The organism is Exiguobacterium sp. A1_3_1 (assembly GCF_048985645.1).
Taxonomy (GTDB): Bacteria; Bacillota; Bacilli; order Exiguobacteriales; family Exiguobacteriaceae; genus Exiguobacterium_A; species Exiguobacterium_A indicum.
Map to the genome: position 1 here is coordinate 1 of NZ_WBYY01000036.1, position 22,903 is coordinate 22,903.

The 22,903-nt window shown below is 48.6% G+C and carries 28 protein-coding genes; 21 read left to right on the forward strand and 7 right to left on the reverse strand.

The features are described from left to right. The 4 genes from F8N00_RS05785 to F8N00_RS05800 all read left to right on the forward strand — a co-directional run. Positions 1-682: SIS domain-containing protein (locus F8N00_RS05785; RefSeq protein WP_421017918.1), on the forward strand; the 682-nt coding region annotated here is incomplete at its 5' end. Positions 683-757: 75 nt separating this feature from the next. Further along, positions 758-1,324: a hypothetical protein gene (locus F8N00_RS05790; protein ID WP_075643170.1), complete on the forward strand. Its 567-nt coding sequence runs from the start codon at positions 758-760 to the stop codon at positions 1,322-1,324. A 23-nt stretch (positions 1,325-1,347) separates the two neighbouring features. Beyond that, positions 1,348-2,115, forward strand: a complete 768-nt coding sequence (locus F8N00_RS05795) for an alpha/beta hydrolase (protein WP_075643169.1) — start codon at positions 1,348-1,350, stop codon at positions 2,113-2,115. A gap of 38 nt (positions 2,116-2,153) precedes the next feature. Continuing rightward, entirely contained in the window at positions 2,154-2,753 is a 600-nt protein-coding gene (locus tag F8N00_RS05800; protein ID WP_075643168.1) for a short chain dehydrogenase, read from the forward strand. A gap of 38 nt (positions 2,754-2,791) precedes the next feature. Here F8N00_RS05800 and F8N00_RS05805 read toward each other — a convergent pair whose 3' ends face one another. Then, positions 2,792-2,965: a hypothetical protein gene (locus F8N00_RS05805; RefSeq protein ID WP_023466676.1), complete on the reverse strand. Its 174-nt coding sequence runs from the start codon at positions 2,963-2,965 to the stop codon at positions 2,792-2,794. 129 nt (positions 2,966-3,094) lie between these two features. Between F8N00_RS05805 and F8N00_RS05810 the strand changes: the two genes are divergently transcribed. From F8N00_RS05810 to F8N00_RS05825, 4 genes are all read left to right on the forward strand, one after another. Beyond that, entirely contained in the window at positions 3,095-3,655 is a 561-nt protein-coding gene (locus F8N00_RS05810) for an isochorismatase family protein (protein WP_075643167.1), read from the forward strand. A gap of 13 nt (positions 3,656-3,668) precedes the next feature. After that, positions 3,669-4,151, forward strand: coding sequence for a GNAT family N-acetyltransferase (locus tag F8N00_RS05815; RefSeq protein WP_075643166.1), 483 nt, complete (start codon positions 3,669-3,671; stop codon positions 4,149-4,151). After that, the gene (locus F8N00_RS05820) at positions 4,148-5,041 is read left to right on the forward strand and encodes a phosphotransferase family protein (protein ID WP_075643165.1); all 894 of its coding nucleotides are present in this window, start codon (positions 4,148-4,150) and stop codon (positions 5,039-5,041) included. Before F8N00_RS05815 ends, F8N00_RS05820 begins: the two co-directional genes overlap by 4 nt. Before the next feature lie 64 nt (positions 5,042-5,105). After that, complete coding sequence (locus F8N00_RS05825; protein WP_058265404.1) at positions 5,106-6,098, forward strand: NAD(P)/FAD-dependent oxidoreductase; 993 nt, start codon at positions 5,106-5,108, stop codon at positions 6,096-6,098. 61 nt (positions 6,099-6,159) lie between these two features. On the opposite strand, the gene F8N00_RS05830 is transcribed toward F8N00_RS05825, so the two are convergent. Further along, entirely contained in the window at positions 6,160-6,492 is a 333-nt protein-coding gene (locus tag F8N00_RS05830; protein ID WP_244150248.1) for a winged helix-turn-helix transcriptional regulator, read from the reverse strand. Positions 6,493-6,614: 122 nt separating this feature from the next. On the opposite strand from F8N00_RS05830, the gene F8N00_RS05835 reads away from it, so the two are divergent. From F8N00_RS05835 to manA, 11 genes are all read left to right on the forward strand, one after another. Beyond that, a complete protein-coding gene (locus tag F8N00_RS05835) occupies positions 6,615-7,469 on the forward strand; it encodes an SDR family oxidoreductase (RefSeq protein ID WP_075643163.1) in 855 nt (284 codons plus the stop codon). Positions 7,470-7,543: 74 nt separating this feature from the next. After that, positions 7,544-8,398: a PPK2 family polyphosphate kinase gene (locus tag F8N00_RS05840; RefSeq protein ID WP_075643162.1), complete on the forward strand. Its 855-nt coding sequence runs from the start codon at positions 7,544-7,546 to the stop codon at positions 8,396-8,398. Between the two features lie 190 nt (positions 8,399-8,588). After that, the gene (locus F8N00_RS05845; protein WP_023466686.1) at positions 8,589-9,014 is read left to right on the forward strand and encodes a DMT family transporter; all 426 of its coding nucleotides are present in this window, start codon (positions 8,589-8,591) and stop codon (positions 9,012-9,014) included. Positions 9,015-9,026: 12 nt separating this feature from the next. Beyond that, positions 9,027-9,689, forward strand: a complete 663-nt coding sequence (locus tag F8N00_RS05850) for a Crp/Fnr family transcriptional regulator (RefSeq protein ID WP_075643161.1) — start codon at positions 9,027-9,029, stop codon at positions 9,687-9,689. 12 nt (positions 9,690-9,701) lie between these two features. Beyond that, positions 9,702-10,172: a DMT family transporter gene (locus F8N00_RS05855; RefSeq protein ID WP_023466690.1), complete on the forward strand. Its 471-nt coding sequence runs from the start codon at positions 9,702-9,704 to the stop codon at positions 10,170-10,172. Positions 10,173-10,174: 2 nt separating this feature from the next. Then, positions 10,175-10,876: a YjjG family noncanonical pyrimidine nucleotidase gene (locus F8N00_RS05860; RefSeq protein ID WP_075643160.1), complete on the forward strand. Its 702-nt coding sequence runs from the start codon at positions 10,175-10,177 to the stop codon at positions 10,874-10,876. 107 nt (positions 10,877-10,983) lie between these two features. Continuing rightward, entirely contained in the window at positions 10,984-11,421 is a 438-nt protein-coding gene (locus F8N00_RS05865) for a GNAT family N-acetyltransferase (RefSeq protein WP_083639961.1), read from the forward strand. Positions 11,422-11,457: 36 nt separating this feature from the next. Further along, on the forward strand, positions 11,458-11,940 hold the full coding sequence (locus F8N00_RS05870) for a GNAT family N-acetyltransferase (RefSeq protein ID WP_075643158.1): 483 nt from the start codon (positions 11,458-11,460) through the stop codon (positions 11,938-11,940). A gap of 98 nt (positions 11,941-12,038) precedes the next feature. Continuing rightward, positions 12,039-13,106: a YcjF family protein gene (locus tag F8N00_RS05875; protein ID WP_035399298.1), complete on the forward strand. Its 1,068-nt coding sequence runs from the start codon at positions 12,039-12,041 to the stop codon at positions 13,104-13,106. A gap of 40 nt (positions 13,107-13,146) precedes the next feature. Next, positions 13,147-13,788 carry a peroxiredoxin-like family protein gene (locus F8N00_RS05880; protein WP_421017919.1) on the forward strand — a complete coding sequence of 214 codons (642 nt, stop codon included), beginning with the start codon at positions 13,147-13,149 and terminating at the stop codon, positions 13,786-13,788. Between the two features lie 176 nt (positions 13,789-13,964). Beyond that, on the forward strand, positions 13,965-14,915 hold the full coding sequence (gene manA, locus F8N00_RS05885) for a mannose-6-phosphate isomerase, class I (RefSeq protein ID WP_075643156.1): 951 nt from the start codon (positions 13,965-13,967) through the stop codon (positions 14,913-14,915). Between the two features lie 41 nt (positions 14,916-14,956). Here the strand turns inward: manA and F8N00_RS05890 are convergent, their stop codons facing one another. Further along, complete coding sequence (locus F8N00_RS05890) at positions 14,957-16,291, reverse strand: sugar phosphate nucleotidyltransferase (protein WP_075643155.1); 1,335 nt, start codon at positions 16,289-16,291, stop codon at positions 14,957-14,959. A 40-nt stretch (positions 16,292-16,331) separates the two neighbouring features. Here F8N00_RS05890 and F8N00_RS05895 point away from each other — a divergent pair, with 40 nt between their 5' ends. After that, the gene (locus F8N00_RS05895) at positions 16,332-16,943 is read left to right on the forward strand and encodes a response regulator (protein WP_075643154.1); all 612 of its coding nucleotides are present in this window, start codon (positions 16,332-16,334) and stop codon (positions 16,941-16,943) included. On the opposite strand, the gene F8N00_RS05900 is transcribed toward F8N00_RS05895, so the two are convergent. From F8N00_RS05900 to F8N00_RS05910, 3 genes are read right to left on the reverse strand one after another with little or no spacing between them, the layout of a single operon-like run. Further along, positions 16,927-17,793, reverse strand: coding sequence for a glycosyltransferase family 2 protein (locus F8N00_RS05900; RefSeq protein WP_075643153.1), 867 nt, complete (start codon positions 17,791-17,793; stop codon positions 16,927-16,929). The two genes, F8N00_RS05895 and F8N00_RS05900, sit on opposite strands and share 17 nt — an antisense overlap. Then, a complete protein-coding gene (locus F8N00_RS05905) occupies positions 17,790-18,929 on the reverse strand; it encodes a glycosyltransferase family 4 protein (RefSeq protein ID WP_075643152.1) in 1,140 nt (379 codons plus the stop codon). Before F8N00_RS05905 ends, F8N00_RS05900 begins: the two co-directional genes overlap by 4 nt. A gap of 1 nt (position 18,930) precedes the next feature. After that, positions 18,931-20,109 (reverse strand): hypothetical protein, encoded by a 1,179-nt coding sequence (locus tag F8N00_RS05910; RefSeq protein WP_075643151.1) that lies wholly within the window; start codon positions 20,107-20,109, stop codon positions 18,931-18,933. A 49-nt stretch (positions 20,110-20,158) separates the two neighbouring features. Between F8N00_RS05910 and F8N00_RS05915 the strand changes: the two genes are divergently transcribed. Further along, on the forward strand, positions 20,159-21,331 hold the full coding sequence (locus F8N00_RS05915) for a glycosyltransferase (protein WP_023466704.1): 1,173 nt from the start codon (positions 20,159-20,161) through the stop codon (positions 21,329-21,331). A 48-nt stretch (positions 21,332-21,379) separates the two neighbouring features. On the opposite strand, the gene F8N00_RS05920 is transcribed toward F8N00_RS05915, so the two are convergent. Continuing rightward, positions 21,380-22,903, reverse strand: a 1,524-nt coding sequence (locus F8N00_RS05920) for a hypothetical protein (protein ID WP_421017920.1), incomplete at its 5' end; no start/stop codon positions are given.

Consider the following 22,903-nt stretch of genomic DNA (forward strand, 5'->3'; position numbering starts at 1 on the left):
GTCTCGTGGGCTCGGAGATGTGTATAAGAGACAGTTGTTACTCCATGCAGGTCCAGAAATCGCTGTTGCTTCAACAAAAGCGTATACAGCTCAAATCGCTGTTCTTGCTGTCCTTGCGTTTGACCTTGCTCAAGCAAAAGGGGTTGCCGTCAACTTCGATCTTATGAAGGAACTCGGTAAAATCTCAAGTGCGATGGAGTCGGTCATGTCTCAAAAGGATCGCTTCCAAGAAATCGCGACAGAATACTTGTCTGAGTCACGCAACGCGTTCTTCATCGGTCGTGGACAAGATGCATACGTCGGGATGGAAGGCGCATTGAAACTTAAAGAGATCTCGTATATCCAAGCAGAAGGATACGCGGGTGGAGAGCTCAAGCACGGTCCGATCGCTTTGATTGAAGACAACACACCGGTCATCGCGCTCGTGACACAACCACACGTTCATCTCAACAACCGTGGGAATATCAAGGAAGTCGTCGCACGTGGGGCAAATGCGTGTGTCATCGCAGCAGAAGGTCTTGAATTGCCAACAGATGCATTCGTCATCCCAGCAGTCGAGCCACTCTTGTCACCACTCTTGTCGGTCTTACCACTTCAATTAATCTCATACTACGCGGCCCTCGGTCGCGACTGTGACGTCGATAAGCCACGTAACTTGGCGAAGTCGGTAACGGTTGAATAAGGAAACAAATCGACTCCAAATGACAGGCGTGTAAGCGTCTGTCGTTTGGAGTTTTTATATTAGGAGGAGAACGAGATGAATCGCTGGATCACCGCATTTCCTAAACGATACGAACAGGATGTTCGGGTCGTTAAAGCGTTTCTACAGTTTGGATGGACACGCTTATCACCAGGGACAATTAAAGTGAAGATAGAGCACGAAGATATACAGATCCCGATGCGTGTATATGTGTCAGAAATCGACTCGGAGCGGATTAAGAAGCTGACGTCGACGCAACAGACGATTTTATATTGCCTTTACACCCGTCACCATGATGGTCATGTTCGTGAGCAGTATCTTCAGCAGTTACTTAAAAACCATCCACACGACGGATGGGTTCTTGCCTATATCATCGAACTTGCTAGTGAATACGTCCGTGACATCGTCGATATCATCGTACCCGCAATCGAGCAATGGGATCCGGAAGTGAAGCGGCGATTCGTCGAGGATGATCCGGCATACATGAAGCGAATCGAAGACCGGATGATCAGTTACTGGAATGCTTATTATCGGTCAAGTGGCGAACGACGATCCGAAGCGGACTACCCAGGCTTTCGGATTATAGAATCGTTACGGGAGGATGCTTCGGTAGAGGAAGTGTGAAGAGATGAAAAGGAGGGGCGCACTTGATTACAAAATCAAAGAATCTGTACTTAGAAGGACCCGGACCTGCTGTTTTGTTGTTACCTAGTTTTACTGGAAGTGCGAATGAGATGCGGGGACTCGCTCGTTTTTTACATGCAGCCGGCTATACCTGTTACGCGCCCAATTACGCCGGGCACGGGGAATCGCCGGAGCGTTTGTTTGCGACGACGATCGAAGACGTCTGGCAGTCCGCGCAAGTCGGACTCGCGTTTTTACAAGATCGAGGACACAACGACATCTTTTTGATCGGACAATCACTCGGTGGAGTGATAGCACTTCGACTGGCAGAACAGTCAGGATGCGCTGGACTCATCTTACTCTCGACGCCGATTCTTGAGCGGACGATTGCGGGACTCGAGCACCGCGTCCGTCGGTATACAGAACGGTATTTTCAATTTGACGATCGTTCGCCAGAGTGGATCTTAGATTTTGTCGACCGTCATTTTCCACGCCCGGAAAAAGACTTACGGGCACTGCAACAGTTTATCCTCGACACAGGAGTCGTCTTGCCGAAGATCACACATCCCATCGCTCTATTCCTTGGCGCCTTAGATGATGCGGTCTATCATGCAAGTCTCGAGCGAATCGAAACGACAGTGCCGAGCCGAGATCAGAAAAAGGTCCTTCTTCCGAACAGTAAACATCTACTGACACTCGATCGGGACAAACAACGTTTGTTCGAAGAAATCCTCGTCTTCTTAAAGACCCATCCGGTACATTCCTTGAAACCATCAGCTGCTGTGCAGTAGGCTAGATAGGTAAGCTAGATGTGAAAGGGGAAGGGATCATGCGAATTTTAGTAGTAGGGGCAAGTGGAACGATTGGGCAGGCAGTCGTCGAACGGCTGAGTGAGCGACATGACATCATTCGTGCCGGACGAAGCGGAGCGGATGTGCAAGTCGACATCACATCAGAAGCAAGTATTCGGGCGATGTATGAAACAGTCGGTTCTGTTGATGCCGTTATCAGTGCGACAGGTGGCGCTCATTTTGGTCCATTGACGGACTTAACACCGGAGCTCAATCAAATCGGAATCGACAGTAAACTAAAAGGTCAGGTCAATCTCGTCTTACTTGGTTTGGAATCGGTACGAGACGGGGGAAGTTTTACGCTGACGACCGGCATCATGATGGATGATCCGATTCGTCAAGGCGCATCCGCTGCGCTTGCGAACGGTGGGGTCAAAGCGTTCGTTCACGCAGCAGCGATCGAGATGCCACGAGGTATTCGGATCAACAGTGTCAGTCCGAACGTACTGATCGAGTCGCTTGAAAAATACGGACCCTTCTTCCGTGGTTTTGAAGCCGTTCCGGCGTCACGTGTCGCGACGGCGTTTGAGAAAAGTGTCGAAGGGGCACAGACGGGTCAAAATTACGAAGTCTATTAACTAAAAAAGCAGATAGCGAAAAATCGCTATCTGCTTTTTTATAGACCGGATAGGACATAACGTTCGATCCCGAATAATAAGAGAGTGATCCCGAGACAAATGAGTAAGTTGCGGACGAACCAACGACCTGTCATAGTCCGGTTCATGATCAGCTTCTCCAGTGTCAGATTGACGAGAAGCACACATAAGAAGATGACGCCAAACCAAATCATCCAGACACATCCTTTCCTTCTCCTTAACGAATCCAACAGCTAAAAAGTTTCGTGTCTGTCAGGAGCAGGAAATCATTCAGAAGAACGGGAAGGAAACAAGCAGTCGATTTTACAAGGAGGAACATGACGATGAAACAAGCAGTCCTAGTGATTGATTTTCAACAGGAACTCGTCGACGGGAACACGGAAGAACGTCCGGTATACTTAAAAGAGCAAGTCGCGCATGTCATCGAAGCGGTCGTACTTGAAGCAGACGAACGAAACGTTCCGGTCGTTTTCATTCGGGATTTGGACGTCGCTGGCGGAACAGGACCTGGGTTTGCAGTCCATGACTCGATTCCCGTTCCAACGTCCAGTGTCACGTTCGATAAAGCGGCGACGAATTCGTTTCATGGCACCCCCTTGCTTGATTATCTACGCCAAGCATCGATTGAACATCTGATCGTCTTAGGCTGTAAGACGGAACACTGCATCGATACCGCGGTGCGCAGTGCGACGGTGCATGGCTTTGATGTCACACTCGTCGCCGACGGGCATACGACGAACGGCTCCGATGTCCTGACGCCGGAGCAAATGATCGCTCACCATAATCAAGTCTTGCACGGTCATTATAACGTCGAACACTTTGCGATTGTTCGTCCGTCGACGGAAGATGTCTTCACCCCAACCCACAATGACTACCGGACATGAAGAGGAGAATAAGATGATTGAATTACGAAAAATAACAGCATCCGATTACGATCGCTACGCGACGCTCGTCCAAGATGAACGTGTCATGCGTTACATCACGGAACAGGCATTAACAGATACGGAAACGAAACAACGCTTTGACCGAATTCTTGAACAACAGCAGCACGACCGACTCGGATCGTATCTGATTTATACCGAAGAGACATGGATTGGAATCGGGCACATGACCCGAAGTCAAACGCAACCGTTTGAAGCAGAGCTCGGTTACATGCTGTTACCCGATCAGTGGGGACGTGGATACGGCACAGCAATTGCAGAGCGTCTCTTACAGTTGGCGACAGAAGAAGAGCTACAGGTCGTCACAGCGACGATTGATCCAGCGCATGAAGCGTCGCGCCGTATTTTGATCGGATTAGGTTTTGAATCGACCTATGTTGGACCGATTGACGGTCTACCAGGTGAAACGCTACAGAAAATAGTGGGAACGACGGAATGACGCGAGACGAATGGATTGAACATTTTCAACTTGACGTCGCAGCATGCGCGACTGTCGACGAATCGTATAGTTCTGAAGTCGATCGTCTCGTCCTAACGGATGGTCAGGTCGTTTTCTTAAAGCGCCCTTATACGGCTGAAAAGTGGTACCGGGAACATGGTTGGATTCATGCACTAGAACGATTTGTACCCGTGCCGCACATCTTAGCTGAAGCAGCTCCCGGGCAGACGACAGGGGCGTTCGTACTTGCTGCCTTACCGGGACAGGCACCGATCACGATGACTAAAAAATTGGCGTACGAAATTGGTCGAACGCTCGCAATGCTGCATACGTGTACAGGAGAAGCTTACGGCGAGTATACGGAAGATGGATTTTATGCCTATCCGGTTCAGGACTGGCGACGCTTCCGGAATGAAAAACTCGATGGATTCATGCCGTTCATCACGACCGAACTCGATCCGGTTTTTTTAGAGAACATCCAAACAGAGTTAGTCAGACGAGAACAGTCGTTACCGGAGCCTTCACGTCCCGTTGCCACACATTGTGACTTCCGCCTAGCAAATTTACTGACGGTAGGTGATCAAGTCACAGGGGTGATCGATTTCGAGACGACCCGCTACGGGGCCGTCGAGATGGACTTCAAGAAGATCGTCCGTAATCTCAATACGTTCGGTTCCATTTACGTCACGGCATTTCAAGAAGGATACGCGATGTTACACCCAGACGTGCCGATCGAGACGTATCTAGCATACTATCGTTTGTGGGAAGCACTCACGGCCGTTGGGTGGTGCATCAAACGTGGACTAGAAGAGCACCGGGCGTTCTTTGAGGAGAACATCATGCTCATCGATCAGGAATTACAGACGACGAGCATATCGGACGGGTATTGATTCACCCATGTCTTGGAAGAAACCTCTATACTTAGGGAAATGAGGAATATGAGGGGGAAGCGAGATGACAGGGAAACGAATCGGAATCATCGGTGGTGGACTCGCCGGAATCTTTGCGGCACGTCAATTGCAGGCAGCAGGACATGCTGTTGAAATCATCGAAAAAAGCCAGAGCGTCGGGGGGCGAATGGCAACTCGTCGGATTGATGAAGGAACAGCGGATCATGGTGCCGTCTTCTTCACGGTTCGGACGGAAGAGTTAGGACGCGAAGTCGACGAATGGCTTGAGAAGGGATGGGTTCGTAAGTGGTTCGGAACGGATTTTCCACGCTATGTCGCAACGAACGGTATGAATCAACTCGTACAAGCGATTGGTCGAGGGATTCCCGTTCAGTTGAATGAGCAGGTCACGCATATTACGGCAACAGAGGATGAACTCGTCACACAAGCGACGGATCATCAAGGTACGTATGATGCGTTACTCGTGACGGCGCCTGTGCCGCAAGCATATGAACTGTTGCAGTCTTCTGATCTGGCGCTTGGAGATGACGATCATGAGCAGTTACGCCAAGTGACGTTCGAGCCGACATTCGTGGGTCTGTTTGAAATCAAAGAGCGACTGACGATCGGAGAAGTCGGCCTACAAGACGAACAACTTGTCGATGGGATGTTAAAACTCGTCAATAATGCCGAAAAGCAGATTTCGAAGACGACACTCTTGAGCGTCTATATGACAGCCCGCTTCAGTGAAGACTGGTACGAGCGTCCGGAAGAAGAGACACTCGCTGAAGTCGAGCGGCTGTTACAACAGCAACTCGGACCGGTGACGATTGTTTCGCGTCAGCTCAAACGTTGGCGTTACGCTCAGGCACGTGCGGTTTACCGGACACCGCATTTGAAACTAGCGGCACATCCGCTTTGGCTTGCCGGGGATGCGTTCCTTGAAGCCGATGATGCGTCAGGGCGGACGCGCGTCGAGAGTGCTGTCATCTCCGGATTACGCGTCGCAGAGGCGATTGATACCCACTTACGTCAGACGGTGACAGCGACGGAATGAACGACAACATGCACTTCTTTTCTGAATCGAGAAGAAGCGCATGTTTTTTTGTTACTCACGATCATTCCCCCTGGAAGTGTTGCTCACTCCAAGCTGCCATTTGGTCAAGAATCGGTAAAAAACTATGTCCGGCATCCGTCAGGGAATATTCAACGCGAGGAGGAACTTCGCCAAAGACGTGTCGTTGAACCAAACCGTCCGCCTCGAGCTCGCGAAGCTGACGCGTTAATGTTCCTTTAGAGATGCCTGTTAATTGTTGCAGTTCATGAAAACGATGCGTCCCGTGTGTCAGGTGCCAGAGCAAGATGATCTTCCATTTGCCAGCGACCATCTGTTGGACCCGAGTGACTGGACAAGCTGTCCGTTGATTAGTCGTTGAATCGAATACAGCCACGTTCATCCTCTCCCATTGGTTCGTTTTGAGGGACCTAGTTTCAGATAAGTGCCTACTTTTTTTAGTGTATCACCTGGCGTATCATGAAGAACAACATCAAACTTCAAAGGAGTGGTTTCATCATGAAATGGTTAATTACAGGAGCAACCGGAAAATTAGGTGCGCGGATCGTGCAACATCTCAGTGATCAAGTCGGCGACGAACATGTAGCGGTTAGTGTCCGTGACGTTGAAAAAGCAGCGTCGCTTGCAGCGCAAGGAATCGACGTCCGGCATGGTGATTTCGATCAGCCGGAAACACTCGGACACGCGTTTCAAGGCATCGATCGTCTGCTAATCATCTCGACGGACGGTGAAGAAGCAACACGGATCCGGCAACACCAAGCCGCTGTCACGGCAGCACAAGCGGCAGGCGTCAAGCTGATCGGCTATACGAGCATCGCTAATGCGGCACATAGCACGAACGGACTTGCGCGAACACATCGGGTCACAGAAGAAGCGATTCAAGCGACAGGTATCCCGTATGTCTTTTTCCGCAACAACTGGTATCTCGAAAATGAACTCGGAACGATTGATGCCGTTTCACAAGGCGCAGACTGGTTAACGGCAGCAGGTGAAGGCAAAGTCGGATGGGCGTTACAAGATGAGTATGCGTTGGCGATTGCGACGGGGCTGACGCTTGAACATCCAAAAGCAATCTATGAACTCTCTGGACCATTGCATACACAAGCAGAACTCGCGACTGCAGTCGGAACAGTGCTTAACCGATCGGTCGCTGTAGATGAAGTAGATGGCGCGACCTATGGCGAGCGGATGCAAGCAGCTGGCTTACCTGACTTCTTGATTCCAATGCTGACGGGTATCCAGGCAGATATCGCAGCCGGAACTCTGGCAGTAGAAAGTACTGATTTTAAAGCATTACTCGGTCGTCCTGTGACGACGCTAGAAGAGGGAGTCCGTCTGCTTTTGAAAAGATAAGTTCATCTGAACGTTTTTGGGATGAACGAGTAGGGTAAACCCCCTTTAGAAGCAATTAAAGGAGGAGCCCTACCATGAAACTGTCATCCTATCGTGTCAAGGAAGGCGAGCAAGTCTCGTTTTCGAATTACCCGACATCAGAAAAACATGAGATTTCGGAAGCGGAATTGCGAGAGAAGCGAATTCCGAAAAGTGTCGAGACGTTACAAGAGTTACACTGGCGTTTGCATGCCGAAGAGAAGAACGGCGTCCTCGTCATCCTGCAAGCGATTGATGCAGCGGGGAAGGATGAGGCGATCAGCTACATCTTTTCTAACCTAAACGCACAAGGACTCCGGACGATTTCCGTCAAAAAACCGTCGGATACGGAGCAAAAACATGACTATCTATGGCGGATCCACGAAGGACTACCGGAAAAAGGCGAAGTCGGCATCTTGAACCGCTCCTATTATGAGGAAGTCATTGCGCCACGAATCCATGATTTGCTCGAGGAGGAAGAAAAGCCGGATGACGGAGATGTGTGGCAAATGCGCTATCGCCAAATCAATGACTTTGAACGCTATCTCGTCGAGAACGGCTTCCGGGTCGTCAAGTTTTTGTTCCACGTCTCAAAAGAGGAGCAACGTCAACGATTGTTGACTCGTCTGAAGGATCCAAAGAAAAACTTCGAATTCTCGTTCAGTGATATTGAAGAACGCAAGCACTGGGACGAATACCATGAGATTTTTGCTGAACTCGTCTCGGCGACGTCGACATCGTATGCACCGTGGTATATCTTGCCGGCGGATGACGAATGGTATTCGCGCTATATCGTTACTGAAGTCATGAATGAGGTCCTGAAAGAAATTGATCCGCAATATCCGAAGTTGTCGGAAGAGGATCAGGAACAACTAGATGAAGCAATTAAACGATTGGAAGAAGAAGCATAAATCATTTACACCAAAAGCGATTGTTCTCTTGCTGAGAAGAATCGCTTTTTTGATACACTTGGCTTTGTATGAAATCCTTTTTAGTCAACATAAAGTCTGAACTTCTAAATATCTCAGGACAAATGTCCTGTTCAAATCAGAAGGACTCTCGTTAAATGAAAGTATCATGGAACAAGAGAGGAGTATGCACATGCGTGGTGTCTTATTTGCGATTGCTGGTGGCTTTTTCTTAACGCTTCAAAGTGTCGCTAATGCTCGGATTAGTCAAACAATCGGGACGTGGCAAGCGGCGACGATCACCCAGATGACCGGGTTCATCGTTGCGATCCTCTTAGCGATCGTCTTACGGGATCGCAGTTTTTCAGCGATGCGACGTGTCAAACCGCTCTATCTGGCAGGAGGTGCCTTTGCGGCGATCATATTATTCAGCAACATGACGGCTGTCCACCGGATGGGCGTGACTTTGACGATTTCGCTCTTTTTATTGGCGCAATTAGCGCTGGCACTCTGGATTGACGGAAGAGGCTGGTTCGGCGTCATGAAACGTCGACTGCGGGGTCCGCAGATCATCGGCATCTTGATGATGGTCGCAGGCATCTTCATCTTAAAGAGCTAAGGAGGAGAAGAAGTGACGGACATTGTGAGCTATTTGGAACGTTATCAGTTAACGCATGTCTTTGACGCATCGCTACGCAAGGCGATGCACATCCAAACGTTCGCACCGGGTGAGGCTTTATGCCGACAAGGCGATGTTGCGCATGAACTCTACCTGCTCGTCGAAGGGAAATTAAAGATCACGCATATGTCGGCAACGGGGAAACGTCTCGTGTTGTCCTTCAAGCATCCGTTTGATCTCGTCGGCGATATTGAGTTCGTTCGAAAGATTGATTTGATGAACACGGTCGAGGCAGTGACACCAGTGACTGTCTTACGCATTGCCTATCCGGATTTGGAAGAAGCACGTGTCCATCATTCTGCCTTTCTATTATTTTTACTCGAGACGATCACGAAAAAGTTTGAATTGAAATCACATACGCTCAGCTTCAATCTGTTGTACCCGGTCGAAGTTCGGCTCGCCAGTTATTTGTTGTCGATGACACCTAATACAGATGCTTTTGCGAGTAAGGAACTCGTCGATGCGGCAGATTTGATCGGGACGAGTTATCGTCACGTCAATCGTGTCTTACGCCAGTTCGTCGACGATGGGTTGATTCGCCGAACACAGCATACGATTGAGATCATTGATCGAGACGGATTGATGGAACGAGTCGGAGAAAGCATTTACGAATGAAGGAGGTGCGACATGGTTACGGGAATCATCCTTGCCCTTTGTGGGGGCATGCTCGTCTGTATTCAAAATACGTTTAACGCAAAAGTCAAAGAACACGTCGGTGCTTGGGCGACGACGACACTAGTCCTTGGACTCGGGTTTCTCGCTTCATTGACGATTGGTTTGATCGTCGAAGGATCACAACTGTTTGCCCTAAAAGAGGCACAAACCTGGTTTTGGTTCAGCGGAATCATTGGTGTCGGTGTCGTCCTCTGTGTGACGCAAGGCGTTCAACAACTCGGACCGAGCCGTGCGATTTCGATCGTCATGGTATCACAAATCCTGTTTGCACTGCTGTGGGATACGCTCGGTTGGTTCGGTTTACAGACCGTTCCGTTTACGTGGACGAAAGCGCTCGGTGTCCTATTGATTGGTGGCGGCGTGCTGTTATTTCAACTGGGCGGGAAAACAACGACTGTACAACACGTACGAAAAGGAGCTTGAATATGTTTTACACGACGGTATTATTCGATATTGACCATACATTACTTGATTTTGAAGCGACGGAACGGATTGCCTTTCGCCGCCTGCTCGAGCAACAAGACTTGCAGTGGACGCCGGAGCGAGAAGCGCGCTATAAAACACTCAATCAAGCACTTTGGAAAGCACTCGAACAAGGCGAGGTGACACGTGAGGAAGTCATTCACTCACGGTTCGTGACGTTCTTCGCGGAAGAAGGACGGACGGTCGACGGACGAGAAGTTGACGAAACGTATCGTGGATATCTCGCACAAGGAACGGAATTGATTCCGGGTGCGACTGAGTTGCTTGAGCAGCTAGCCGGAAACGTCACGATGTACGTCGTCACGAACGGTATTTCGAAGACGCAACGCGCACGGCTCGAGGGCGCTGGATTAACGGATTTCTTTGAAGGGATTTTCGTTTCAGAGGAGACGGGTTTTCAAAAGCCAATGGCAGGATTCTTCGACCACGTGTTTGCGCGAATTCCGCAATTCGACCCAGCGCGAACGATCATCGTCGGGGATTCCTTGTCAGCTGATATCGCAGGTGGCAATCAAGCTGGTATCGCAACATGTTGGTTTAATCCAGAAAGAAAATCAGCGGCGGATATCAAGCCGACGTTTACGATTACGTCGTTAGCCGAACTACCTACGTTGCTTGAAAACGCAGCAGTCCTTCAACAATGAATCAAACCAACCGATAGGAAAGAGAAGGAAAGGGGGCGATCACTGTGCAACGATGTGATCAACAGACGCTGGAGGCAACTCCCGTCTAACTAAAAGGGGAAATGAACATGATTCAACTTGTACCGGTAACAGCAGAAAACTGGGAAGCGTGTTGTGAGCTAGCACTGACAGTAGAACAGCAAGACTTCATGGAAGCGAATGTCTACTCGATCGCGCAAGCGAAGTTCGAACCGAGCCTTGTCCTTCGGGCGATCATTGCAGGTGAAGCCGTCGTTGGTTTTGTGATGTACAACACGGAGCTAGAAGAACTCAACGGCTACTGGATTTACCGCATCATGATTGATCAAGCGCAGCAAGGGAACGGAATCGGACGATTGGCGATGCAAGCCGTAATTGACGAGATGCTAATGCTACCCGCAGCCAAACGAATCGTCGTCGGCTATCGACCGGATAATCAGGCGGCACACCGTTTATATGCGAGTCTCGGCTTCATCGACCACGGGGATCGATTCGGTCGGGAAATGGCAGTGCGATTAGAAGTATAGAACTTGATGAGATGATGAACGAATAGAGGAGACACCATGCACATTCGACTAATGAAAGAATCGGATTATCCAGAAGTCGTTCGGATCTACGAACAAGGAATAAAGACGGAGAACGCGACGTTTCGCACGGAAGCATTACCGTACGAAGAATGGACGAAGCATCACCACGCACACAGCCGCCTCGTTGCGATGGAAGACGAGCAACTGCTCGGCTGGGTCGCGTTAAGTCCATTCTCTTCGATTCCGGCATACGCCGGTGTCGCTGAAATCAGCCTTTATATCGCGGAAGAAGCACGCGGTAAAGGTGTCGGCACACGCTTGATGGAAGACGTCATTCAAGCAAGTGAAGCAGCCGGAATCTGGACGTTGCAATCGCAAATTTTTCCGGAAAATCAAGCGAGTCTACGCCTTCATGAACGATTTGATTTTCGGGAAGTTGGTCGCCGGGAGCGAATCGGTCGGCTCGGAGGCAGATGGCGCGATACGGTATTGCTCGAGCGACGCAGCACATATCTCTAAAATTCGGCAAGGGGACACAATGTTCCCTTGCCTTCTTTGTGTTGAAAGCAAGAGATAACGGGAAAAGACAAACAGCAGAAGAAGGGGGAGGGATCACAATGGATGATTTTTTTGGTGAAGGACTTGAGACCAATCAGCAAAAGCGGAAACGCAAACTGGAGGAAATCTTTGATCAGTCGTTTGAATCGGAGCGACGGGATTTCAATCAATCGCTGGAGCAGGACGTGACGGTTGCCCTGATCGGAGATGTCAATGCGGGAAAATCTTCGACCTTGAACGCGATTCTTGGTCGTGAAGTCGCAACGGTCGGGGCACGCCCGGGTGAAACGGTCCGGATTGATCAAGTAAGGCAGCATCCGGAAGATAAAGTCATCTTCGTCGATACACCAGGATTGAATGATGCCAATACACAGAACTCGGAAGCGACGTGGACGTACTATCAAAGTGCCGATGTCATCCTTTACTTTTTAAATGCGGCAGGTACTGTTTTATCTGAGACGGAGACGAAGAACTTTCGAAAAATCTATCAACATAACCAAAATGTCTTGATCGTCGTCACGAAGATGGATGCGACGGATGATGTCGACACGATCGTCCAGCATATTGCAGAAAAACTACCAGGACCCAAAATCATTCCCGTATCAGCACGAGAAGGAACGAACATCGATCGGCTCCGCCGGGAGGTCCTCGATATCTTAAAAAAGTTCGACAAGGATAATGTGTTCGTTCGCCAGATGGATCCGACCGTTCGTGGGAAGATCGCCAACAACTGGATTGTGGGTGCCGGAACAGCCGCAGGTGCAATTGGTGCCGTCCCGTTCCCGGGAGCTGATATCATTCCATTGACTTCAATTCAAATCGGCTTGATGCTCAAGTTATCGAATCTGTACGAACGACAGTTATCCAAGGAGAGTGCGAAGGAGTTGCTTGTCGTGACGATCGTCGGAAACTCCGGAAAAACCGCCTTTCGGCAAATGGCGAAGCTCGTTCCGGGGTATGGTGCCGTCATTGCCGCGGGCGTTGCTTCGACCGCCACCCTTGCACTCGGATATGGAACAAAATATGTCTATGAGAATAAGCTTGAGCTGACACCGGAACAACTGATGGGGTTCGTGAAACGATTCCGGAAGAAGGCAGAAGAGTCGTCAGAAGAGACAAACGAGTAATCTCCCTGTTATTCTATACAGCAATAAAGGGGGAGAACACATGACACGATTACTCGAAGAAATCAAACAGTATCAATCGGAATTCCGACAAAAGGCACCTGCTGAGAAACAACGGTTGATGGCGGAAGCGACAGCTGAGCTGGCTGCTTCTGGTATCGCTAAAGGTCTAGGTGTCGGTGATACGATTCCACACTTTACGTTACCCGATGTATCTGGCAAGTCTGTGGCGATCGAGACATTACTCGAGCAAGGTCCTGTCATCTTAACATTCTACCGGGGTGGCTGGTGTCCGTACTGCAATCTCGAGCTTCGCGCGTATGAACGGGAAATCGATCGTATTCGTGCGCTGGGAGCGACTGTCGTTGCAATCAGTCCAGAGACACCTGATTTTGCTGAACAGACGATAAACAAGAATGCGTTAAGTTTCCCTGTCTTAAGTGACATTGATCTATATGTATCCCGTCAATTTGATTTGGTGTTCGACCTGCCAGATTATCTGATTGAGATTTACAAAGCATCGGGACTTGATGTAGCGAAGCACAACGGAAATGAGGATTGGCAGTTACCGAAACCGGCGACGTTCATCATTGATACCGGTGGTGTGATTCGTTTCGCTGAAGTATCATCAGATTATACGAAACGCGTGGATCCGCAGACGATCATCGATTATCTTGAACAATAAAAGAGCTAGCAAACTATACGAAAACCAACTCCTAGTGAAGCACTAAGAGTTGGTTTTTTTATGATTCAATCTGTTTTATTTGGATAATATAGACATAAAAATGGGTATAAAGAGGTAACCAAACGTATAGATGGAGGTGAAGCGTCGCTCCTAGTCTATCGGGAGTCCGCGTCGATATGTATGCCATTCAACCAATTTTCAAAGAACGAATTTGGGGCGGTCGACGTTTAGAGGCGTTGTTTCAGTTTGAGTTACCAGAAGGACAAATTGGAGAATGTTGGACAGCATCTGCTCACGCGAGTGGGCGGACGTACTTCTTAGATGGACCTGATCAGGGGAAGACGCTAGATGAATTATGGCAAACGAAACGGACAGAATTATTCGGTGATTATCTGCTGGATGCCTTTCCGCTTCATGTAAAATTTCTGGACTCGTCCGCCTACTTATCCGTTCAAGTCCATCCGAACGATGAGGAGGCACGACGGCTAGAAGGAGAACCATACGGCAAGAATGAGTGCTGGTATATCTTAGAGGCTGCACCAGAGGCAGAAATCATTCTTGGTCATAATCTACAATCACGAGATGCCCTGTTCCGGTGCGCGCAAGAAAAGGACTGGGAGACGTCACTTCGGCATCAAAAAGTTAAACCTGGCGAATTCTATTACATTCCGAGTGGTACGATTCACGCTCTAGGACCAGGCATCGTTCTTCTTGAGATTCAACAGATGAGCGATCGAACGTATCGACTATATGATTACGACAGATTAGGAGATGACGGGAAACCGAGAGAATTGCACGTTGAGAAGGCAATCGCTGTCACGACGATTCCAGATGAGCCGTGGACGAATCAACCAGAGACGATCATCAAGGAAGGGGGCATCATGACGAAGTTGCTTCAAGTACCCTCCTTTACGGTGATCCGTCATGAAGTAACCGGTCGATACACATTACAGGATCATCCAGTCTTTCGATTATTGACTGTCATTGAAGGTAAAGGAGAAGCGCGACAGGGGAAGCGCGTGATTCCTTTACAGAAAGGGAAACAATTCTTTGTACCGCGTCGAGCGGGAGATTACGAAATAGCGGGATCCGTCACATTTGTGACGAGTGAAGTGTTTTTAGATTAGAGCAGACGAAAGGGCACCGATAGGAGGTGCCCTTTCTAACATCATGGTTTGGAACGAATCGAGGTCGGAAGTGGATAGTTATCTTGCTCCGTCCAATCGATGGAATATTTAATTTCAATCATGATCAGATCCTCTAGTGTGGTCAGCGTATGCGGAATACCTTGTGGGATATGCACAACAGAAGTTGGTCCGAGTTGCTGTGACTGACCATCGATCAGTGCCTCAGCGCGACCTTGTAAGATGCTCCATGTCGAATCGGTATGCGCATGATAATGATGACTGATTTGCTGATGTGCCTTGATATGCAGCCGTCGGGTCACGGCATAACGCCCGTCCTCTAGTTGCTGTTGATGTAAAATCGTCGCATAGCCCCAGCGTTTCCACTCAAATTGTGGTGGCAAAGTGTCATCCGTCAAATATTCTTTTAAAGCAGGTGTCTCGTCTTTGGACGCAACGAGGACACCATCTGGACTCACCGACACGATTAAGTTATCGAGTCCGATGCCAAGGACCGGAACCTGTAATTCATTGACGATATGTGTATTTTTCGAGTGGAGCATCCGGGCGTTTCCGTGAAGCGGATGCGGCATCTCTTCCGTTAATGTATTCCATGTTCCGAGATCTTTCCAGTAGCCTTCATACCGATGAACGAATAAAGAATCGGTCTTTTCAACGACCGCATAATCAAATGATGTTTTTTCTAGTGCCTCGTAGTTCGAACGGAGCGCCTCGAATGTCGTCGGCACATCTTGTTCTTCTAGACACTGCATTAAGAAGTCAAGGCGACAGGCAAAGACACCACAGTTCCATAGTGCACCTTGTTCGATTAAGTCACTCGCGACTTCAACAGTCGGTTTCTCTTGGAAGCGATCGACGATGGACATATTTTCGGAAGTCTGCGGAATGATATAGCCATATTTTGATGTCGGATGCAACGGTTCGACCCCCATTAAATGAAGCGCATCCGGATGTTCTTGAACGGCTTGGTCCAGTTGCTCGAAGCGTTCAAAGAACGATAGTTCAACGTAAGGATCGACCGGCATGATGATGACCGTCTCTTCTAAATTGATCCGTTCTGCGAGATAACTTGTCGCAAGCATGATGGCAGGGAACGTATCGCGACGTGAGGGTTCTTGAATGACGGAAGTACGGAAGCCTAGCTGATTTTCGATTGCATCGACTTGTGAACTCGTCGTCGTAATGACTGTCCGGTCGTCCAGACCGACTTCCTGAAGTTGTTGGAAGACCCGCTCCATCATCGATTGTTTATTACCATCGCGATCTTCTAGAATCTTTAAGAACTGTTTCGAGTTTAAATCGTTCGAGAGCGGCCAAAGCCGTTTTCCGGATCCACCTGATAGTAAAAGAATATACATTGACGACCATCCTTTCTTTTTAAAACGGAGGCGATAGCATATGGCACTTTATCTATTAGTTGACTCACATGAACCGACAAGACGGATTTTACGTCGTAAACTACTGGCAGCGGGACAAGACGTACAGGAAGCAGGATCAGGAGAAGAGGCTTTGGAACAACTCAGCAATTCCGACGTTGATGTCTTGTTGACGGAACTTCGACTTCCAGAAATGGATGGTGTCGAGCTGTTACGTGCTGCTAAACAACGGGCGCCGTTAACGAAACAAATCGTCTTGACGGACTATATGCAAGTCCATACGTTGCTGGCAGCTGTGAACGCAGGAAACGTCAGTCGGATGATGACGAAACCATTGAAAATTGACGATCGAGTTCTTAGTATCATGACGCGCATCGGAGATGAGGTCGTGGAAACGAAGCAACGTAAACGGAATCTGGGACAACATTTTACCGATGTGTTAATCAATTCAAACCGTCCGTATTGTCTCTTTTACGAAGATGGATCAATCATCAGTCAACGTGCCCTGACGATTGATCATCATGAACAGATTCTAGAAGACCAAAACGGTATTCATCGCTTCGAATTCCCGACACAGTTCGGAACGTACATCCTCTATCAATCGCTGACCGGCAGTCTTACGAAACCCGTTTGAAGAAGAGAGACTCTACACCAATGAAGCTAAGACGCAAGTACATGTAGATGACGCCAACGGTCAACAGCGGATGACGGCTGTATTTTCTTAAGTTAGCCTGATGATAGAGAACAGGACGGAAGAAATACCAACGTCGTAAGGCTTTCATGAAGCCGCCCTGTTCCGCGTCGAGCGTCGCGGGCATGACATCAAAGTAATAGCGTTTCTTTCGAAGCAGGTCATTTAATTCGACCTGCTTTTCGTTGTGGTGTACGTAGGTGAACGTCGCACGGCGAATGATCCCGCCTTGTTCCAGATAACGGATCGTCGGCTGCGTCTCTTCGAAACTGATTTGCGTCGGATCAATCTCGCCAGAAGCGACATACGCCTCGAGTCGCCAGAAGCGAGCGGCTTCCATCGTATGCGTGTCGAGTTGATCCGTCGGAACGTTGAATAGGTTACGCTCAAAGACCTTCACTTGACTGAAGTAATTATCATAATCACTGTACGCGCGTTCGGGAATGACGAGTGCTCCGACCTCTAAATGTGCCTCAAGATATAAGAGGCAGCTTTTTAATAGCTGTTCTTCAAGTACCATATCGGAATCAATGATATAGAGGTATTCGATATCGTGTTGCTTTAAGCGATCAATGGCAGTCTTGCGAGCGATACCTCGTTCACCGTGCGGCAGCGCAAGCACTTCAAATCGTGTATCATTTGCGGTCAATCGACGCATCGTCGCGACAGTCGAATCGGTCGAACCATCATCCGCTATGACACAAAGGAAAGAAGCCTGTTGTGTCTGAAGTGAGCGGATCGTTTCCGTGATGATTGCTTCATTTTCGTATGTGGACATAGCGATTCCAATCATGAAAAATCCTCCTTCAGTGCGACAGGTATTAATTCGCGTTGCAACCAGTTACGAAACGCTTGACCTGTATGATCCCAGTGCAAGGTCTGAGCGAAACGATGACCGGCTGCTTGAATCATTACGTATTCTTCGGGGTCACGTAAGCAAGCCCGCATCTCGGCAGCAAGGGCACCCGGGGTCTGACTTTTGGCCATGTAACCAGTCATACCATACTGGACGGCGTCACGCAGTCCAGGTGCGTCATAGACAATCGTTGGTGTACCGACAGCCGCCGCTTCACTGACCGTCAGACCCCAACCTTCTCGTTTAGAAGGAAACAGGAGCGCCGTCGCGCGACTCATCCGTTCGAGCTTTTCTTCCTCACTGACGAATCCAAAATAGGTGATGGCGTCACGCATCTCTTCCGGGACGATTGGATGAAGATGCTCGGTGATATACGCCTCGTCTTTTTTTCCGATAACCCAGAAACGAGCGTCAGGATACTCCCGTTTAACGATGACGAAAGCTTGGAGTGCATCATTGATTCCTTTATAGGCCGACATCCGTCCAGCGTATAAAAAAGTCGGATGTGCTTCTTTAGGCTTCCAGTCTTCTTCGTTCCATGGGATAAAGGAGAGACCTTCCGGTAGAATCGTCACGTCGTCCTTGGAGAAGCCGACAGCAAGTAGATCGTCTGCCGTGGACTGACTGACCGTCAACGCGCGACCGGTCCGGTACAGCTGCAGACGCGGTGTTTCCGTCCATTCGCCGACGTATGAAAACGGAGGACGAACATTGATTTGCCAGATTTCACGTGTCAGTTGATGAATGAAGAGGGCACGTTTCGCTAATGGAACATACAAGGGTGTGAAAAAGTGATGAGTGTTCATCTGGTCGACGACTAAATCAATCGTCGCAGCATGCGACTGATAATAAGAAAAGGCGAGCGGAACAACGGAAAGCGCAGTACCTCTCCGGATATAAGTGATTCCATCCAAATACTCGACATCGTGTCCGCCTTCGAATGCGGGAGAAAAATGAGTGATTTCATACTCATCACTGACACGTCGGAGCATCTCGTGTGTGAATACTTCTGCGCCACCGGCTTTCGGATGTTTGATATCGCGCCAAGATAAAAAAAGTAGATGGGGTTTCATGTTATGCCTCCTTCACGGGATCGGGGTGTCGAGGTAAGGTGAAACGTAAAATCAGGGCGCCAAATAAAAAGACACCTGCTTGTGCAAGCAACCAAATCTCGACGGTCGAGTGAAATGTCGTCAAAACAAGGACGAACAGAATCAGAATCAGCCAATAGCCTTTCAAGTAACCAGTTCGATGTAGGGAAAACTGGACGAGTGCTTCGTATTGAATCAATGTGATGCCGACATAAACGAAAACCATATATTTGATGTAATGAGTTGCCATGTCATAGCCGCTCCCAAATAGAAGCGGAATCAGATAAGGAACAATCGTCCAGTACACCAAAACAGCAAGAGCCATTCCACCTAATAAGATGCGATAAAAGCGACGCTCCCAAAGAAGAAAGGCTTCGTCCTGACTTTTTTGGCTTAAGCGTGGCAACAACAATTGGGCGAGTGATAACGCAACGAACAACAGGAGTTGACCAAACCGTAAGGCAACGGAATAATCTCCAGCTAATTGCGGGAAGTAACGGGTGACGAGAAGACTATCGAGAGTGAAAAATAGTGTCATGACGACCTGTGTATGGATCATATGGACGAGTCCGTTCGCATGAATACGCCCGCTACTAACCGGGAACGTGACTTGTATCAGACTTAATAGATAGGACGCGATCATGCCAGCCAAGATGAACAACAGTGCATAACTGACGTTCGTTTGTTGAATCAAAAGCCATGTGGCTAGGACTTTGACGACGGATTCGATGTAATACGAGAGGTTCAGGGCATAGAAGCGTTCGGTCGCTTGTAAGACACCACGACGAAAAGATAGAAGGATATGAAACACGATGATGAAATAAACAATTAGTAGGTTTATTTTGGTAAAGGGCAGGAAATAAGGTAATGCATAAAGTAAAATAAGTAAGAAGCACCCTGTAACCACCAGTATACGAAAACGGAGCTTTTGGTAATCATTTGTCTTCTGTTGACTGTAGTCACGCGTCACGGTCCATTGTAAAGCGCCACCGATGATGAGTAGAAGACCTAAGAAAGCTAGATAAGCATTCAGTAATCCGTAGACAGCACTAGAAAGCTCACGGGCTAATAGTAAATGATAGGCATAGTTCACGAGATTCAACGCTACATCGAGAATCGGAAAAATCAACAGGACGGCATGTCGCTGAATGAAACTTGTCATGGAGCCACCTCCCATCAGTCAGAGCTGTTTTACGGAAAGGATGAAACTTATGAGTCAAGGACATATTGCTGTTTTTACCGATCACTCACGGCATATTCCATACGAATCATTGATTTCTTATTATCCGGTTTTGTTTTATACACAACCTGGTAGATGTCCTGCCTCGTTCGAACAAATCGCCAGCACTGAAATTCAAGAAGCTGAAGAACACGAGATTCTGTTGTACGTCGTCGACTATAAAACGCGTGAAGAGGAGATTGCGATCGCCAATCAGATTCGAGCTGTACGTCCACGATCTAAAATCCTGTTGATTAAAGAAGCGATTCGTTTAAAGGGGGATTTCCCGTATCATACGGTTCAAGGAGACGGGATGCTTCGTCTGTTTTCTTATCGCCCAGCATATCCGAATGAATTGTTTGCTGAAATTCAACATATCATCCATCCTGAATATCCCATTTTAAAGGATACTATAGCCTTTATATTGCCAATATTTAACGAAGAGAAACGTTTTAATTATGTAAAAGATTTTTTAGAGTCGCTTGCGACCTTCATCAGCGAAGACTATATTCACGCTTCGATCAATTTCTTTGATGATGCTTCATCGGATCGATCGAAAGCACTCTTACAGGAGTACCGGTCGATCGTCATGGAAGCGACCGATACGTTGTTCACGGTCGGATATCTCGAAGTACATCAGGTCGAACAAAATACACGGAAGGCCGGTCTGTTCATCGAGGGAATGAAAAACGTCTCGAGTGATTATTATGTCTTCGTCGATGCGGATAACTCGTTTCGGATCGAAGACATCGCACGGCTGTTAACGATCGCCCAGGAAGGATATTATGACATCGTCGTCGGGACGAAGGATTTGACGATCGAAGACCGTGGAGCCGTCCGGCGTTTCATGAGCTTTGGAAAACGAAATTTGACACGGTTCTTCTTACCAAAAGGGGTGACTGATTCGCAGACCGGTCTAAAGATCATCAACCGACGGGTCGTCCATCGTCTGTTGCCTTATCTACACGTCGAGAGTGGTCTCGCAATCGATTTAGAGCTGATGTATGCAGCGAAAAAGGAACGATTACGGGTCTACCAACAACCCGTGACCTGCATCGAGCGCGAAGGATCGCACGTCAATCTTGTTAAGGATTCCGTCGCGTTCTTGAAGACGATGGTCAGCCTGTATCAGCGCCACCGAAAAGAGGAAGTACCGGTCAAATGAAAAGGACAATGGGGATCCGTGGGATCTCCATTGTCCTTTTTCGATATACTATTTCTGGTTTCGTTTCAGACGAGGAAGACGTTGCTTGAACACGGACGATAGGCGTTGTCGGATAGCTAGACCACGATTGCTTGTCATGAAATAAATCAACAAGATACTAAGTGGGAGCGCTAAGACGAGGATGGTCAGTCCGGCGTAATAAATCGGACGCAACACGACTGTCACATGTGCCGTCTTTTCGTTCGAACGATATAACTGACTGACGCCGTTTAATGCCGTGTCACCACGCATCACTTCCTGATCTGTCTGGAGCTTAAATAACGGTGTCGGAGAATCATTGACCGTAAAGCGACCGAGTGGCGCATCACCGTTTATATCCCGTCCCATCTGTGAGGCATCGACGTCAAGCGCACGAGCAGGTTCTGTTGCGAACAGCGTACCGCTTTGCTCGGAGAGAACGAGTTGATCGACTAGAATCAGTTGATCGTACGGTAGCACTTCTAAATTCTTCAGACGCAATTGCCCAGCCTTTTTCTCATTTCCGCGCGTCCAGATGTGCAACTGCATCCGGACAGTCTTCTTCGGTGGAATGACAATTTGTTCATAGTGGTTCCACTGCTTCTTTTTCTTTTCTTCGACTTCATTGATGAAATCCGTACCGATGACCCGATCATCTTTATCCAGGTAATACACTTTGAGGTGTCGTTGACGGACGTTCTTGCTGACGGCGTCGAACTGGATCAAATATTCGTGATTCGGTTTCACCTTCATTTTTTGCGAGGCATAAATATACCAATCACAGGAGCAGGTCGGCTCATAATCAATCGTATAGCCGTCTTCGGTCTCACTCGCGTCGAACATATCGTCCGTGATCGAGACACACGTCGCACAATTCGCTGCCGCTTCCGGAGCGGCGAGGGCTTTATCGGTGACGATCTCGTTCTGGTCGAACTTGTGCAGATCCTTCCAATCGACGAGTGACGGCACCTTGCTCGCATAGGATAGTTCTAACTGATAGCGTCCCTTCTCGAGTGGGATATCGGATAACTTCACATCGTATAACGTTTGGTAAACATCGCTCAACTCTGTCATCCGGTACGGAAACGCTAAGTGTAGCGGATCGTACGTCACCGTCTGATTACCGATCTGCTGTTGGTGCTTTTGACCGGCTAGAATGTCAGCACGAGACAAAGCGCGTTCAAAGACGACCTGCTTTCCGTCTCGGATTTTGACAGTGATTCGACCATCGTTGCCTGGCGGTGGAGTCAACATCAATTGGAGCTGATACTCGGTCGCTTCACGAATATCGATTGAACGCTGTAAACGTCCCCGTTGCGCAGCGATTCCTTTCCCAAAGCTCAGTCCAGGATAGTTTCGTTCCGACTGCAAGTGACCGGTGTAATCGAATCCGGTCTCTGCCTCGAGTACCATTAAGGTCTTCGTGAAAGCGAGTGTATCATCGACGCGTTTTCGTAAAGCAGTCAGCTTTTCTTCCGGTATCAGAACGATGTTTTGGATCGCATTAAAACCTTCCGTGTTCGTCACGCTGAGCGTCGCAGGACCGCTCGGCGT

Excerpts from the sequence above, each read along its gene's own strand:
- F8N00_RS05835 (WP_075643163.1), top strand. The coding sequence starts at position 6,615 with ATGAAATGGTTAATTACAGGAGCAACCGGAAAATTAGGTGCGCGGATC.
- F8N00_RS05790 (WP_075643170.1), top strand. The coding sequence starts at position 758 with ATGAATCGCTGGATCACCGCATTTCCTAAACGATACGAACAGGATGTT.
- F8N00_RS05820 (WP_075643165.1), top strand. The coding sequence starts at position 4,148 with ATGACGCGAGACGAATGGATTGAACATTTTCAACTTGACGTCGCAGCA.
- F8N00_RS05880 (WP_421017919.1), top strand. The coding sequence starts at position 13,147 with ATGACACGATTACTCGAAGAAATCAAACAGTATCAATCGGAATTCCGA.
- manA (WP_075643156.1), top strand. The coding sequence starts at position 13,965 with ATGTATGCCATTCAACCAATTTTCAAAGAACGAATTTGGGGCGGTCGA.
- F8N00_RS05890 (WP_075643155.1), bottom strand. The coding sequence starts at position 16,291 with ATGTATATTCTTTTACTATCAGGTGGATCCGGAAAACGGCTTTGGCCG.
- F8N00_RS05840 (WP_075643162.1), top strand. The coding sequence starts at position 7,544 with ATGAAACTGTCATCCTATCGTGTCAAGGAAGGCGAGCAAGTCTCGTTT.
- F8N00_RS05805 (WP_023466676.1), bottom strand. The coding sequence starts at position 2,965 with ATGATTTGGTTTGGCGTCATCTTCTTATGTGTGCTTCTCGTCAATCTG.
- F8N00_RS05865 (WP_083639961.1), top strand. The coding sequence starts at position 10,984 with ATGATTCAACTTGTACCGGTAACAGCAGAAAACTGGGAAGCGTGTTGT.
- F8N00_RS05860 (WP_075643160.1), top strand. The coding sequence starts at position 10,175 with ATGTTTTACACGACGGTATTATTCGATATTGACCATACATTACTTGAT.
- F8N00_RS05845 (WP_023466686.1), top strand. The coding sequence starts at position 8,589 with ATGCGTGGTGTCTTATTTGCGATTGCTGGTGGCTTTTTCTTAACGCTT.
- F8N00_RS05875 (WP_035399298.1), top strand. The coding sequence starts at position 12,039 with ATGGATGATTTTTTTGGTGAAGGACTTGAGACCAATCAGCAAAAGCGG.
- F8N00_RS05825 (WP_058265404.1), top strand. The coding sequence starts at position 5,106 with ATGACAGGGAAACGAATCGGAATCATCGGTGGTGGACTCGCCGGAATC.
- F8N00_RS05810 (WP_075643167.1), top strand. The coding sequence starts at position 3,095 with ATGAAACAAGCAGTCCTAGTGATTGATTTTCAACAGGAACTCGTCGAC.
- F8N00_RS05905 (WP_075643152.1), bottom strand. The coding sequence starts at position 18,929 with ATGAAACCCCATCTACTTTTTTTATCTTGGCGCGATATCAAACATCCG.
- F8N00_RS05870 (WP_075643158.1), top strand. The coding sequence starts at position 11,458 with ATGCACATTCGACTAATGAAAGAATCGGATTATCCAGAAGTCGTTCGG.
- F8N00_RS05800 (WP_075643168.1), top strand. The coding sequence starts at position 2,154 with ATGCGAATTTTAGTAGTAGGGGCAAGTGGAACGATTGGGCAGGCAGTC.
- F8N00_RS05855 (WP_023466690.1), top strand. The coding sequence starts at position 9,702 with ATGGTTACGGGAATCATCCTTGCCCTTTGTGGGGGCATGCTCGTCTGT.
- F8N00_RS05815 (WP_075643166.1), top strand. The coding sequence starts at position 3,669 with ATGATTGAATTACGAAAAATAACAGCATCCGATTACGATCGCTACGCG.
- F8N00_RS05910 (WP_075643151.1), bottom strand. The coding sequence starts at position 20,109 with ATGACAAGTTTCATTCAGCGACATGCCGTCCTGTTGATTTTTCCGATT.
- F8N00_RS05915 (WP_023466704.1), top strand. The coding sequence starts at position 20,159 with ATGAGTCAAGGACATATTGCTGTTTTTACCGATCACTCACGGCATATT.
- F8N00_RS05895 (WP_075643154.1), top strand. The coding sequence starts at position 16,332 with ATGGCACTTTATCTATTAGTTGACTCACATGAACCGACAAGACGGATT.
- F8N00_RS05900 (WP_075643153.1), bottom strand. The coding sequence starts at position 17,793 with ATGATTGGAATCGCTATGTCCACATACGAAAATGAAGCAATCATCACG.